Origin of the sequence: Photorhabdus caribbeanensis (assembly GCF_018448885.1) — a bacterium.
Taxonomy (GTDB): Bacteria; Pseudomonadota; Gammaproteobacteria; order Enterobacterales; family Enterobacteriaceae; genus Photorhabdus; species Photorhabdus caribbeanensis.
In genome coordinates, this window is sequence record NZ_RCWB01000024.1 from 15,241 (window position 1) to 29,247 (window position 14,007).

The 14,007-nt window shown below is 42.5% G+C and carries 13 protein-coding genes and 1 other annotated feature (1 of these 14 only partly in view); all 13 genes read left to right on the top strand.

The window, feature by feature from the left end; translation table 11 throughout:
• Window positions 1-89, top strand: a sequence feature (Phe leader region); it begins 36 nt to the left of the window's first position.
• An 86-nt stretch (window positions 90-175) separates the two neighbouring features.
• The 13 genes from pheS (at window position 176) to EAE90_RS15765 (ending at window position 13,869) form a co-directional block, all read left to right on the top strand.
• The gene (gene pheS / locus EAE90_RS15705) at window positions 176-1,159 is read left to right on the top strand and encodes a phenylalanine--tRNA ligase subunit alpha (RefSeq protein WP_214054253.1); all 984 of its coding nucleotides are present in this window, start codon (window positions 176-178) and stop codon (window positions 1,157-1,159) included.
• A gap of 14 nt (window positions 1,160-1,173) precedes the next feature.
• Window positions 1,174-3,561 carry a phenylalanine--tRNA ligase subunit beta gene (pheT, locus tag EAE90_RS15710; protein ID WP_214054254.1) on the top strand — a complete coding sequence of 796 codons (2,388 nt, stop codon included), beginning with the start codon at window positions 1,174-1,176 and terminating at the stop codon, window positions 3,559-3,561.
• Window positions 3,562-3,565: 4 nt separating this feature from the next.
• Complete coding sequence (gene ihfA / locus EAE90_RS15715) at window positions 3,566-3,862, top strand: integration host factor subunit alpha (RefSeq protein ID WP_011146885.1); 297 nt, start codon at window positions 3,566-3,568, stop codon at window positions 3,860-3,862.
• Window positions 3,863-3,928: 66 nt separating this feature from the next.
• Window positions 3,929-4,936 carry a vitamin B12 ABC transporter permease BtuC gene (btuC, locus tag EAE90_RS15720; protein WP_214054255.1) on the top strand — a complete coding sequence of 336 codons (1,008 nt, stop codon included), beginning with the start codon at window positions 3,929-3,931 and terminating at the stop codon, window positions 4,934-4,936.
• Between the two features lie 34 nt (window positions 4,937-4,970).
• Window positions 4,971-5,717, top strand: a complete 747-nt coding sequence (btuD, locus tag EAE90_RS15725; protein WP_214054299.1) for a vitamin B12 ABC transporter ATP-binding protein BtuD — start codon at window positions 4,971-4,973, stop codon at window positions 5,715-5,717.
• Between the two features lie 156 nt (window positions 5,718-5,873).
• Window positions 5,874-7,019 carry a UDP-4-amino-4-deoxy-L-arabinose aminotransferase gene (gene arnB / locus EAE90_RS15730; RefSeq protein ID WP_214054256.1) on the top strand — a complete coding sequence of 382 codons (1,146 nt, stop codon included), beginning with the start codon at window positions 5,874-5,876 and terminating at the stop codon, window positions 7,017-7,019.
• Window positions 7,020-7,997 (top strand): undecaprenyl-phosphate 4-deoxy-4-formamido-L-arabinose transferase, encoded by a 978-nt coding sequence (arnC, locus tag EAE90_RS15735; RefSeq protein WP_214054257.1) that lies wholly within the window; start codon window positions 7,020-7,022, stop codon window positions 7,995-7,997.
• Complete coding sequence (arnA, locus tag EAE90_RS15740; protein WP_214054258.1) at window positions 7,998-9,980, top strand: bifunctional UDP-4-amino-4-deoxy-L-arabinose formyltransferase/UDP-glucuronic acid oxidase ArnA; 1,983 nt, start codon at window positions 7,998-8,000, stop codon at window positions 9,978-9,980. It begins immediately after the preceding gene.
• The gene (gene arnD / locus EAE90_RS15745) at window positions 9,980-10,873 is read left to right on the top strand and encodes a 4-deoxy-4-formamido-L-arabinose-phosphoundecaprenol deformylase (RefSeq protein ID WP_214054259.1); all 894 of its coding nucleotides are present in this window, start codon (window positions 9,980-9,982) and stop codon (window positions 10,871-10,873) included. The genes arnA and arnD overlap by 1 nt, the downstream gene beginning before the upstream one ends.
• Before the next feature lie 7 nt (window positions 10,874-10,880).
• Window positions 10,881-12,542, top strand: a complete 1,662-nt coding sequence (gene arnT, locus EAE90_RS15750; RefSeq protein ID WP_214054260.1) for a lipid IV(A) 4-amino-4-deoxy-L-arabinosyltransferase — start codon at window positions 10,881-10,883, stop codon at window positions 12,540-12,542.
• Complete coding sequence (gene arnE, locus EAE90_RS15755; RefSeq protein WP_214054261.1) at window positions 12,539-12,880, top strand: 4-amino-4-deoxy-L-arabinose-phosphoundecaprenol flippase subunit ArnE; 342 nt, start codon at window positions 12,539-12,541, stop codon at window positions 12,878-12,880. The genes arnT and arnE overlap by 4 nt, the downstream gene beginning before the upstream one ends.
• Complete coding sequence (gene arnF, locus EAE90_RS15760; protein WP_214054262.1) at window positions 12,877-13,257, top strand: 4-amino-4-deoxy-L-arabinose-phosphoundecaprenol flippase subunit ArnF; 381 nt, start codon at window positions 12,877-12,879, stop codon at window positions 13,255-13,257. The genes arnE and arnF overlap by 4 nt, the downstream gene beginning before the upstream one ends.
• A gap of 96 nt (window positions 13,258-13,353) precedes the next feature.
• Window positions 13,354-13,869, top strand: coding sequence for a C40 family peptidase (locus EAE90_RS15765; RefSeq protein WP_214054263.1), 516 nt, complete (start codon window positions 13,354-13,356; stop codon window positions 13,867-13,869).
• The last annotated feature ends 138 nt before the right edge of the window (window positions 13,870-14,007 follow it).

Genomic DNA, 14,007 nt, shown 5'->3' on the forward strand with positions numbered 1-14,007 from the left:
TACTTTAGCACCTGAATTCAGGGGGCTTTGCGCGTAAGAAAAGAAACGAAAAGTAGCGCCTGAGCCTCCGTTGTGGAGGCTTTTTTGTTTTTATGACAGTAGAAACAGAAATAGGTACATAGGGTCATTTACGATCATTACTAGCAGGCCGTTAGGCCGAAGGAAGAGGAAAACGATGCCACATCTCGCTGAACTGGTTGCAAAAGCAAGAGCAGCCATAGAAGATGCCCAGGATGTTGCTGCGTTGGATTTGGTGCGTGTTGAATATTTAGGCAAAAAAGGCCATTTAACTCTCCAAATGTCATCGCTGCGTGATCTGCCGGTCGAAGAGCGCCCAGCAGCAGGGGCAGTTATTAATCAGGCTAAGCAAGAAGTCCAAGAAGCTCTGAATATCCGTAAAGAAAAACTGGAGACTGACCTTCTGAACTTCCGTTTAGCAGCGGAAAAGATTGATGTATCATTGCCGGGTCGCCGTATGGAAAATGGCGGACTACATCCGGTTAACCGTACAATAGAGCGTATTGAGACTTTCTTTGGTGAATTAGGGTTCTCTGTAGAATCAGGCCCTGAAATTGAAGATGATTATCATAATTTCGATGCGCTGAATATTCCTGCTCACCATCCTGCACGTGCTGATCATGATACTTTCTGGTTTGATGCCAAACGTCTGCTGCGTACTCAAACTTCAGGTGTTCAGGTTAGAACTATGCACAGTCAACAGCCGCCAATTCGTGTTATTGCACCGGGTCGCGTGTATCGTAATGACTACGACCAGACACATACACCTATGTTCCATCAGGTCGAAGGTTTGATTATTGATCGTGATATCAGTTTTACCAATCTGAAAGGAACCTTGCACGATTTCCTAACTAACTTTTTTGAAGAAGATTTGCAGGTTCGTTTCCGGCCTTCTTACTTTCCATTTACAGAACCTTCGGCGGAAGTTGATGTCATGGGTAAAAACGGTAAATGGCTGGAAGTGTTGGGTTGCGGTATGGTTCATCCTAATGTGCTGAATAATGTTGGCCTTGATCCTGAAATTTATTCTGGTTTTGCTTTCGGCATGGGTGTGGAACGTCTGACAATGCTGCGTTACGGTGTAACTGATTTGCGTGCGTTCTTCGAAAATGATCTGCGTTTTCTCAAACAGTTTAAATAAGGCGGGAATATCTCATGAAATTCAGTGAACTCTGGTTACGCGAATGGGTAAATCCAGCCATCAGCAGTGAAACATTATCTGATCAAATTACCATGATAGGTCTGGAAGTTGATGGCATTGAAGCCGTTGCCGGTCAATTTCATGGTGTGATTGTCGGTGAAGTTGTTCAATGTGCTCAGCATCCAAATGCAGATAAGCTACGGGTAACAAAAGTAAATGTAGGCGGTGAACGACTGCTGGACATTGTTTGCGGTGCGCCAAATTGCCGCTTGGGATTGAAAGTTGCAGTAGCAACCGTGGGTGCTGTACTACCGGGTGATTTCAAAATCAAGGCGGCAAAACTGCGAGGCGAGCCTTCTGAAGGGATGCTATGTTCTTTTTCTGAACTGGGTATTTCTGAGGATCACGACGGTATTATTGAATTGCCAATGGATGCTCCTTTAGGTGTTGATCTGCGTGAATATCTGAAGCTGGATGATAAAGTCATTGAAATCAGCATTACGCCTAATCGCGCTGACTGCCTGAGTATTATCGGGGTTGCGCGTGATGTGGCGGTTGCTAATAAAATGCCATTAACTGAGCCACAAATTGAAGCAGTAAAACCGACAACAGATGCTGTTTTCCCTATTCGTGTTGAAGCAACAGAAGCTTGCCCACGTTATCTGGGACGGGTAATTAAAAACATTAACGTGAAAGCAGTGACACCACAGTGGATGCGTGAAAAATTACGTCGTGGTGGTATCCGTTCCATCGACCCGATTGTCGATGTGACTAACTATGTATTGCTTGAATTAGGCCAACCGTTGCATGCGTTTGATTTGCAACGTCTGAATGGCTCAATCACTGTACGTATGGCGAAGCAGGATGAAAAATTGGTGCTGCTGGATGGTACAGAAGCCAACCTTTCTACTGATACGCTAGTTATTTCTGATGAAAAACAAGCTGTTGCAATGGCAGGTATTTTTGGCGGTGAACATTCAGGTGTGAATGAAGAGACGCAAAATATCTTACTTGAGTGCGCATTTTTTGCCCCTTTAGCGATTGCTGGCCGTGCTCGTCGCTATGGTTTACACACTGATGCTTCTCACCGTTATGAACGTGGCGTTGATCCTCAGTTGCAACACAAAGCAATAGAGAGAGCGACTCAACTGTTGATTGATGTTTGTGGTGGTGAAGCCGGTCCGATTATTGATGTTACTGATGAATCTCAATTGCCACAGCCTGCGACAATCACATTACGTCGTGAAAAACTGGATCGTTTGATTGGTCACTATATACCTGATGAACAGGTTGGTGACATTTTGACCCGTTTAGGTTGCAAGGTTACTATTCAGGAAAATTGCTGGCAAGCGGTTGCGCCAAGCTGGCGTTTTGATATGGAGTTGGAAGCAGATCTGGTGGAAGAAGTTGCCCGTATCTACGGTTACAACAATATTCCAGATGTACCGATGCGTGCAGATCTTATCATGAAAAAACATCGTGAAGCGGATCTTTCCCTGCAACGTGTTAAAACGATGCTTGTTGATAGAGGTTATCAAGAAGCGATTACTTATAGCTTTGTTGATCCCAAAATTCAGGCACTGTTACATCCACAGCAACAAGCGTTGATGCTGCCTAACCCAATTTCAGCAGATATGTCAGCAATGCGTTTATCTCTACTGACAGGTTTGCTAACAACGGTGGTATATAACCAGAACCGCCAGCAAAACCGTGTGCGCTTGTTTGAAACTGGCTTGCGTTTTGTTCCTGATGAAAATGCGGAGCAGGGCATTCGTCAGGAGCTGATGTTAGGGGGAGTTATTACCGGTAATCGTTTTGAAGAACACTGGTCACTGGAAAAACAGTCTGTTGATTTCTTCGATATGAAAGGCGATTTGGAAGCTGTTCTGGAGTTAACCGGAAAATTATCTAAGATTTCTTTTAGGGCAGATGTAAATCTGGCGTTGCACCCAGGTCAAAGCGCAGGGATTTATTTGGAAAATGAATACATCGGATATATTGGTGTAATTCACCCAGAATTGGAACGTAAACTTGACTTAAATGGTCGCACCGTAGTATTCGAAGTACTTTGGAATAAGCTGGCAAGTCGCATGGTTCCTGATGCGAAAGAGATTTCACGTTTCCCGTCAAACCGTCGTGATATTGCGATCGTAGTACCTGAAAATGTTGCTGTAGAAGATGTTTTGGCTGAGTGCAAAAAAGTTGGCGTAAATCATATAGTTGGCATAAACTTGTTTGACGTGTATTGTGGTAAAGGTGTAGCAGAGGGTCATAAGAGCCTTGCTATAAGTTTTATCTTGCAGGATACCGCGCGTACACTGGAAGAAGAAGAGATTGCTGCGACAATTAATAAATGTGTTGCAGTGCTGAAACAGCGATTCCAAGCATCCTTGAGGGACTGAACTTATGGCGCTTACTAAAGCTGAAATGTCAGAAAATCTGTTTGAGAAACTGGGAATTAGCAAACGTGATGCTAAAGATCTGGTTGAATTATTCTTTGAAGAAGTGCGTCGTTCTTTGGAGAATGGTGAGCAGGTAAAATTGTCTGGATTTGGCAACTTTGATTTACGGGATAAAAACCAACGTCCGGGGCGTAATCCTAAGACTGGTGAGGACATTCCGATTACAGCTCGCCGAGTAGTGACATTCCGTCCTGGTCAGAAGTTAAAAAGCAGGGTTGAGAAAGCCACACCTAAAGAATAATCAAAAAGGCCGCATCAATCGCGGCCTTTTTCTTAAACGAATCTGCCCTCATGAGTTCGATGTACCATGCAGCCCACTTACTCCATCACTGAATTAGTGACTCGTCAGAAAAAGCGTGATTATCGCTTTCTGGCAATCCTCATTTGTTTATTTCTATTAATTTTTTTTCTCTCACTCTGTGCCGGAGAAAATTGGATCTGGCCTGATAAATGGTTTTCTGAAACCGGTCAGTTGTTTGTGTGGCAGTTGCGTTTTCCTCGTGTATTAGCTGTAGTTGCTGTAGGTGCAAGCTTGACTGTGGCGGGTGCCGTAATGCAGGCGCTATTTGAAAATCCGTTGGCGGAACCTGGGCTATTGGGGGTCAGTAATGGTGCTGGTGTGGTAGTCGTGTTTTTGGTGTTGATGTTTCATGGTATTGCGCCATTCTGGTTATTAAGTATTAGCGCTGTGCTCGGAGCGCTGACAGTCACAATGATATTGCTGACTTTTTCAAGAAAGCGTTATTTGAATAATGCCCGTTTATTGTTGGTAGGGGTTGCTTTTGGCGTCGTCTCTGGTGCGTTAATGACTTGGATGGTTTATTTCAGCACTAGCCTGGACTTGCGTCAGCTAATGTATTGGATGATGGGAAGTTTCAGTGGCATAGACTGGCGGCAGCAATGGTTGGTCGTTGCTTTGTTTCCTTTGATCATTTGGTTGAGCAGGCAAGGAAAAGTACTTAATTTTCTTTCACTGGGAGAAACACAGGCTCAACAGTTGGGTATCTCGCTTTATTATTGGCGTAATTTATTTGTATTTGCTGTTGGGTTATTGGTTGGGTTAAGTGTTGCACTTGCTGGAACAATCAGCTTTATTGGTTTAGTAATTCCACATATTTTGCGCTTATGCGGTCTGACAGATTATAAAATGCTACTGCCTGCTTGTGTACTATCCGGCGGTTGTGGATTATTGTTGGCTGATTTATTTTCTCGCCTTAGCTTGAATAATGCAGAAGTGCCGATTGGCGTTGTGACGGCAACATTGGGTGCGCCAGTATTCATTTGGTTATTATTGAGAGTCAGAGACTGGGGTTAAGAAAGTGGACAATGTGAAAGTGACCAATCAGTTGATGGCTCTCAATCAAGTATCAGTACGAAACCGATTAATGCCGCTGACAGCGTTGGTGCAACAAGGTGAACAGGTACATCTCATTGGGCCGAATGGTTCAGGGAAAAGCACATTACTGGCCTGTATGGCCGGTATTTTACCCTATAGCGGTGCAATCAATTTGCAACAAAAGTGTCTTAGTCAATATAGTCATTGCCAGTTAGCACGGCACAGAGCATGGCTTAGCCAGCAAATTTCTTCTGTGCCAATAATGCCGGTTTTTCAATATCTGCAACTGTACTTAGCTGCCCATCTTGTTAATTGTGACAGCGTGTTGTCAGAACTTTGCTCCTTTTTTAAGTTGGGAAAACTTCTGGAAACACCTGTGGGCAATTTATCTGGTGGTGAATGGCAAAGGGTGCGATTAACCGGGGTTTTTTTGCAAGTCTGGCCAACAATCAATTCGGAAGGCAAATTATTGCTCTTGGATGAGCCTACGAATAATCTTGATATTACTCAGGTCGCGGCACTTGATCTGTTGATAAAAAAATTTTGTGAACTCGGTGGAACCGTAGTTATGAGTGGTCATGATCTAAATCATAGCTATGGTAAAGCTGATCGGGTCTGGTTGCTTGCTAATGGATCGCTGATTGCGAGTGGAAAACCGGATGAGGTAATGAAAGAAAATACGCTCTCTAAAGTTTTTGCTGCTGATATCAAATGTGTGCCAGAAAGCACAGATAAATATTGGCGGGTTTTCTTACCATAATTACAGCCCAGCCGTATGTGCCTACCGTGAATCTGTACGTATCGTGGATTTATAGTAATTTCCACTTAATTTGCTAAATCATACCTGTGTTTACGATTCGTTCAAATATAGTCATCTAATATATCGTTATGTTATGAATGAATTGGACTGTGTTTTATGGGTGGCTTTCTTCCATTTTCTCGTCCTGCGATAGGTGATGAAGAAGTTCAGGCAGTAGAGAAGGTTCTTCGTTCGGGTTGGATTACCACGGGCCCGCAAAATCATCAATTGGAACAGGACTTTTGCCGTATGTTTGGCTGCAAACACGCGGTTGCATTGGCTTCAGCGACGGCGGGTATGCATCTGACACTCATGGCGCTGGGGATTGGCCCCGGTGACGAAGTGATTACACCGTCTCAAACTTGGGTTTCCACAATAAATATGATCTGTTTGCTTGGTGCTGAACCGATCATGATTGATGTTGATCGTCATACATTAATGGTCGATGCGCAGGCAGTGAAAAAGGCGATTACTGCCAGAACCAAAGCGATTATTCCGGTTCACTATGCCGGTGCGCCTTGTGATTTAGACGCATTGCGTGGGATTGCTCAGGAAGCGGGTATTCCATTGATTGAAGACGCAGCTCATGCATTAGGAACCCGTTATCAGAGTGAATGGATTGGTGAGCATGGCACAGCGATTTTCTCTTTTCATGCCATAAAAAATGCCACTTGTGCAGAAGGGGGGTTAATTGCTACTGATAATAATGAACTTGTTGAACGAATTCGATGTCTAAAGTTTCATGGATTGGGTATTGATGCTTTTGATCGTCAGATTCAAGGCAGGAGACCACAGGCGGAAGTTGTAGAACCGGGTTACAAATATAATTTATCTGATATTCATGCTGCGATTGCTGTTGTGCAATTAAGTAAATTGGAATCAATGAATATTCGCCGTCGGCAAATTGTCGCCCGTTATTCAACGGCATTAAAAGATTCGCCTTTGCAGATGTTAAGTGTGCCTGATTATGAACATATGCATGCACATCATCTATTTATGGTGCGGGTTGATAAGGACGTTTGCGGCATTGATCGCGATACGTTAATGGAACGTTTGAAAGAGAAAAATATTGGTACAGGGTTGCATTTCAGAGCGGCGCATACACAAAAATATTATCGTGATCGGTATCCGAAATTGTCATTACCCGAATCAGAATGGAATTCAGCAACACTTTGTTCGTTGCCGCTCTTTCCTGATATGAGTGATGACGATGTGGATTATGTTATTGATGCTTTACAAGAAATTATTTCGGAGCACAGATAAGTGTTATTTGAACAAATTAAAAAAGTTTCTGTTGTTATTCCGGTTTATAACGAAGAAGAAAGTTTGCCTCTTTTATTGGAAAGAACCTTAGCAGCCTGTAAACAATTGACTCAGGAATATGAGCTTATTCTTGTTGATGATGGCAGTAGTGATAAATCGGCGGAAATTCTGATTCAGGCCGCGGAACAACCTGAAAATCATATTATCGCAATTTTACTTAATCGTAATTATGGCCAGCATTCAGCGATTATGGCGGGGTTTAATCAGGTCAATGGCGATTTAATTATTACGCTCGATGCCGATTTGCAGAATCCGCCAGAAGAGATCCCTCGTCTTGTTAAAACGGCTGAACAAGGTTATGACGTTGTGGGTACTCGCCGGGCTAATCGGCAGGATTCTCTGTTCCGTAAAACAGCTTCAAAAATCATCAACGCTATGATTACTAAGGCAACAGGTCGTTCTATGGGAGATTATGGCTGTATGCTCCGTGCCTATCGTCGCCATATTGTTGAAGCTATGTTGCAGTGCCATGAACGCAGCACCTTTATTCCTATACTGGCAAACACGTTTGCCCGTAAAACCATTGAGATTGATGTCGCTCATGCAGAGCGTGAATTTGGTGATTCCAAATATAGCTTTATGAAGCTGATTAATCTGATGTATGACTTACTAACTTGCCTGACAACCGCGCCTTTGCGTTTGCTGAGTGTAGTCGGCAGTGTGATTGCAGTTTCTGGTTTTTTGCTGGCTGTATTATTGGTGGTTTTACGTCTGATTTTCGGTGCCATATGGGCAGCAGAAGGGGTATTTACTCTATTTGCCATCCTTTTCATGTTTATTGGCGCGCAGTTTGTCGCGATGGGCTTATTAGGTGAATACATAGGCCGTATCTATAACGATGTTCGTGCACGCCCACGTTATTTTATTCAAAAAGTGGTCGGAAATAAAAAGACCAACAACAACCAGGAAGAGTACTAAATGAAAGCAATTGTATTTGCCTATCATGATATCGGCTGTGTCGGGATCAATGCTTTAACTAAAGCCGGTTTTGATATTCAGGCGGTATTTACCCATACAGATGATCCTAATGAAAACCATTTTTTCTCTTCTGTTGCCCGTTTAAGTGCAGATTTGGCACTGCCGGTTTTTGCGCCAGAGAATGTTAACCATCCACTTTGGATTGAACGTATTCGGGAACTGAAACCCGATGTGATTTTCTCTTTTTATTACCGAGATATGTTGAGCGAAGATATTTTATCGCTGGCGGGCACAGGCGCATTTAATTTGCATGGTTCACTGTTGCCAAAATACCGTGGTCGTGCCCCGATTAACTGGGCGATTTTAAATGGTGAAGTGGAAACAGGAGTCACCCTGCATAAAATGGTGTTGAAACCTGATGCTGGGGATATTATTGCTCAACACAAGGTTGCTATTGCAGAGACAGATACCGCGTTGACTTTGCACGGTAAAATTCGTGAAGCAGCGGAAAAACTGCTTAATCAAGTATTACCCCAGATCAAAGCGGGAACTTATCCAGCTATACCTCAAGATGAAAGTCAGGCAACTTACTTTGGGCGTCGTACTGCGGAGGATGGGGAGATTGACTGGCGCAAATCAGCCACTGAAATTAACAATCTTGTCAGAGCAGTGACTGAGCCATATCCAGGGGCATTTACTTTCTTGGGTGAGCGGAAGATTACTATCTGGCGCGCTTCCCCGCTGAATGAGACTCATGATAAACAGCCCGGAACGGTATTATCGGTAGATCCGTTAATTATTGCCTGTGGAGAAGGTGCGTTGGAAATTATCAATGGGCAAAGTGAATTGGGTTTGTATGTTCAGGGCCACCGCTTGGCAGTGGATATGAGCATTGTGGCTGATGTCCGTGTTGGTCCAAAGGCAACCGCTCAAATTAGCCACCGGAAACGTGTATTAATTCTCGGTGTAAATGGCTTTATCGGTAATCATTTGACAGAACGTCTATTACGTGATGGCAACTATGATATTTATGGTATGGATATCGGTTCTTCCGCCATTGAGCGTTTTATTGGCAATCCGCGTTTTCACTTCATCGAAGGTGATGTCAATATCCATACTGAATGGATCGAATATCACATTAAAAAGTGTGATGTTGTTTTGCCATTAGTCGCCATTGCGACTCCAATTGAATATACCCGTAATCCGCTGCGTGTATTTGAATTGGATTTTGAAGAGAATCTAAAGATTGTTCGTTATTGTGTTAAATATAATAAACGAATTATTTTCCCATCCACATCAGAAGTTTATGGAATGTGTGATGATAAAGAATTTGATGAAGATGACTCTCGTCTGATTGTTGGCCCGATCAACAAACAACGTTGGATCTACTCTGTATCCAAACAGTTGTTGGATCGTGTTATCTGGGCATATGGTGAGAAAGAAGGGCTTAAATTCACCCTATTTCGTCCATTTAACTGGATGGGGCCACGTTTGGATAATTTGAACTCCGCACGTATTGGCAGTTCCAGAGCAATCACACAATTAATATTGAACTTAGTTGAAGGTTCACCAATCAAACTAGTAGATGGCGGCGAACAGAAACGCTGTTTTACTGATATTAATGATGGTATTGAGGCGCTATTCCGTATTATTGAAAACCGAGATGGGTTATGTGACGGTCAAATTATCAATATTGGTAATCCAACTAATGAAGCCAGTATTCGCCAATTAGCGGAAATATTACTTGATAGCTTTGAAAACCATGAATTGAGAGATCATTTTCCTCCATTTGCTGGATTTAAAAAGATTGAAAGTGGTAGTTACTACGGTAAAGGTTATCAGGATGTTGAACACCGTAAGCCAAGTATTAAAAACGCGGAGCGGTTACTAGGTTGGAAGCCAACCATTGATATGAAACAGACGATAGATGAAACACTGGATTTCTTCTTGCGTGGCGCCGTGGAAGAATTAGGGAAAAATTAATGAAACAAGTTGGCTTGAGAGTTGATGTGGATACCTATCGAGGAACCGTTGAAGGGGTGCCGCAATTGCTCAAAATTTTGGCAAAACACCAAATTCAGGCCAGTTTTTTCTTTAGTGTTGGGCCGGATAATATGGGGCGCCATTTGTGGCGTCTTTTACGGCCAAAATTCTTATGGAAAATGTTGAGGTCAAATGCGGCGTCTCTGTATGGTCTTGATATTTTACTGGCGGGAACGGCATGGCCGGGTAAGAAGATTGCTAAAGATTTAGGCTACCTGATGAGGCAAACTCTGGATGCAGGCCATGAAGTGGGCCTGCATGCCTGGGATCATCAGCGTTGGCAGGCGAAAGTTGGCCGTTGGTCTGAAACTCAGTTAACAGAGCAGGTTAAACTGGGGGTGGATGCATTGGTACAGGCAATTGGTCAACGGGTAACTTGTTCTGCTGTTGCGGGTTGGCGGGCGGATGAACGCGTACTCGCGGTAAAGCAACAGTTTGGATTTGATTACAACAGCGATTGCCGGGGAACTCATCCATTCAGGCCCATTTTGCCTGATGGTACTCTTGGTACTGTGCAAATTCCGGTGACGCTGCCAACTTATGACGAAGTGATAGGAATTCAGGTTAAAGATGAAGATTTTAACCAGTTTATCCTTGATAAGATAAAAAACAGCCAGGGAGTTCCGGTATATACCATCCATACGGAAGTTGAAGGGATGTCCAAGTCCACAGAATTTGCAACGCTGTTGGAAATGGTTCATCAGGAAAACATACAATTTTGTGCATTGAGTCATCTGCTGCCTGAAAATATACAGCGACTTCCTGTCGGGAGAATTATTCGTTCTGAATTTCCCGGTAGAGAAGGATGGTTAGGATGCCAACAAGAGGTTTAACTTATCTATGTTAAATAACCGGGCGTGTAGAGTGGGGGCCTTTTTGATGGCTCTTTTTTTTATCCTTACCTACTTATTACCCCTTAATGGCCGTCTGCTATGGCAGCCTGATGAAACCCGTTACGCGGAAATTAGCCGAGAAATGCTGCAACGAGGGGATTGGATTGTTCCGTATTTGCTGGATATTCGTTATTTTGAAAAGCCAGTAGCGGGTTATTGGATTAATAATATTAGCCAATGGATTTTTGGTGATAATAATTTTGCGGTCCGTTTTGGATCGGTTTTCTGTATTTTTATCAGCACAATTTTATTATATCGACTTGCTATGATGATGTGGCATAACCGGCATATTGCTTTTGCCGCCAGCCTTATTTACATCTCAATGTTTCTGGTATTGGCCATTGGCACTTATAGCGTACTCGATCCGATGTTTTCTTTATGGATAACGGCTGCCATGATATCTGGCTTCTGGGCGTTAAAAGCCGATTGTACCAAACAGCGGATTATGGCATATCTGGCACTTGGTTTATGCTGTGGTATGGGGTTTATGACCAAAGGGTTTCTGGCATTGGCCGTTCCAGTCATTGCTATGTTGCCCATTGCCATTTATCAGAAGCGGGTTCTGCAAATAATATACTTTGGCCCACTTGCTATTATTTCGGCGGTAGCAATTAGTTTACCGTGGGTGATTGCCATTGCCCAACGTGAGCCTGACTATTGGCACTATTTCTTCTGGGTTGAGCATATTAAGCGTTTTTCTTCCGATGATGCACAGCATATTGCGCCATTCTGGTATTACATACCGATCCTTATTCTTGGCGTGATTCCGTGGTTAGGATTATTACCCGGGGCGGTGATGAAAAGTTGGAAAGAGAGAAAATCCAATCCTGAAATGTTTTTTCTGCTTTGCTGGTTTGTCGTGCCATTGTTATTTTTCAGTATTGCGAAGGGAAAATTACCAACTTATATCCTGCCCTGTATGGCGCCATTGGCAATGATGATGGCTAAATTTGGTGTCGATTGCGTAAGAGATGGCAAAATGAAATTACTGAAAATCAATGGAATGATTAACGTATTTCTTGGTTTGCTGGCGGTAATGATTCTATTTGCTATGGAAGCAGTAACAGAACATTCTTTATATCAGCCATCAGAATGGTCTAAATGGGTTTTAGCGATTGTTGCTTTTGGTATTTGGGGAATTATTGGTTATCTATGTTTTGCGCTGAATGGGAAATATTGGTTATGTGCCGCATTTTGTTCCATTGTCGTCAGTTCAGTGATAGGTAATGCTTTGCCTGAGAATACCGTTAATTCCAAATTACCGCAGAGTTTTATTAAGTTACATCATCAGGAACTTGCAGATAGTCGCTATATTCTATCGGAAAGTGTTGGTCTTGCAACCACTGTAGCTTGGGAGATGAAGCGTAGCGATATTTATATGCTTGAGAATTGGGGAGAGCTGGAATATGGGTTGAATTATCCAGATAGCCGATATCGATATATCAGCTATAAAGATTTTCCGCAATGGTTAGAAAAAGCGCGTAAAGAAGGGCGGGTATCAGTACTCTTTCATTTATGTAAAAATGAGAAATTGCCTGATTTGCCAAAGGCAGATCAAGTTAATCGCAATTATCGCTTTGCTATTTTGGTTTATGAGAAGCGGCCATGATAAGTTTCGCTTTATTGTTGCTGGTTAGCTTACTGACATGTGCTGGTCAGTTATGTCAGAAACAGGCTGTGATATGTTGGCAGAGTGATGTTTATCAGCGGGCGCCTGCGCTGAAATGGTTGATAGGAGCTGTGATTCTATTAGCTGTAGGAATGTTATTTTGGCTCCGTTTATTACAGATATTGCCGTTAGGAATTGCTTATCCAATGTTGAGTATAAATTTTATTATGGTCACTTTGGCAGGGAAAATTTTCTATCAGGAAAAAGCAGGCAGAAAACATTGGCGCGGGGTTGTGTTTATCATGTTGGGAATTTTGCTGATGAGCTTGAATGAATGAAAGGTTATATTTGGGGATTAGTTAGTGTATTACTGGTGACAATAGCCCAGTTATTACTGAAATGGGGTGTTGTCAATTTACCAGCATTGAATCTTGGTTTGCATTGGCTTGATATTGAGTGGCTATGGAGCCATCGTCATTCTCTGGTGATGGTAATGGCTGGCTTGGCTGGATATCTATTATCTATGCTGTGTTGGCTATTTACGCTAAAATATTTGCCATTAAATAAAGCCTATCCGTTAATAAGTTTAAGTTATGTATTTGTCTATTTAATGGCGGCTTCATTGCCTTGGTTTAATGAAACCATCACATTATTGAAAACTGCGGGTGTGATTTTTATTTTGTATGGTATCTGGTTGATTAGCCGCCCAGAATGAAGAATATTTAGCTGTTTTACTTGAAGTACAGTCTTGTTTTTTTATCGAGTGCCGGATAGAGTTATCTTGCTTTGCTGATTTTATGAGGAGGGGTTAATGATAATAAGAATAAGAATAAGAATAAGAATAAGAATAAAAATAAAAGAGTTACTCTTATTGCTCAGCCTGTTACTTATTGGCTGTTCCAGTCATGCCCCCAAGACTCCGGCTCCCGCGTTAAAAACGGCGCTTTCTGATTCAATCATGGTGATTGCTCAACTTAAGGAGCAGCTTAATCAATGGCGTGGTACGCCATATCATTATGGTGGAATGGATCGTCGGGGGGTAGATTGTTCTGGTTTTGTTTACCGTACTTTCAGTGACCGGTTTGATATTCAATTACCTCGTACTACTGGTGGGCAAATAAAGTTAGGGGCCCGTATTGATAGAAGCGATTTAATGCCAGGTGATTTGGTCTTTTTCAGAACAGGTAGTGGCGAACATGGGTTACATGTTGGCATTTATGATGCCAATAACCAGTTTATTCATGCATCAACCCATAAAGGTGTTACTCGTTCATCTATGAATAATGCTTACTGGAAAAAAGCTTTTTGGCAAGCCCGTAGAATCTAAATCCGCCTGGCAGTTTTATTTAAATCTCAGTAATTAATGGCAGTAATTTCAATCTTATCAATTGAAATTTAACCATCGAAAATAATAATGATTTTATGACAGTAAATAAATTATCCATATTGCATTTAACTTGGCTAG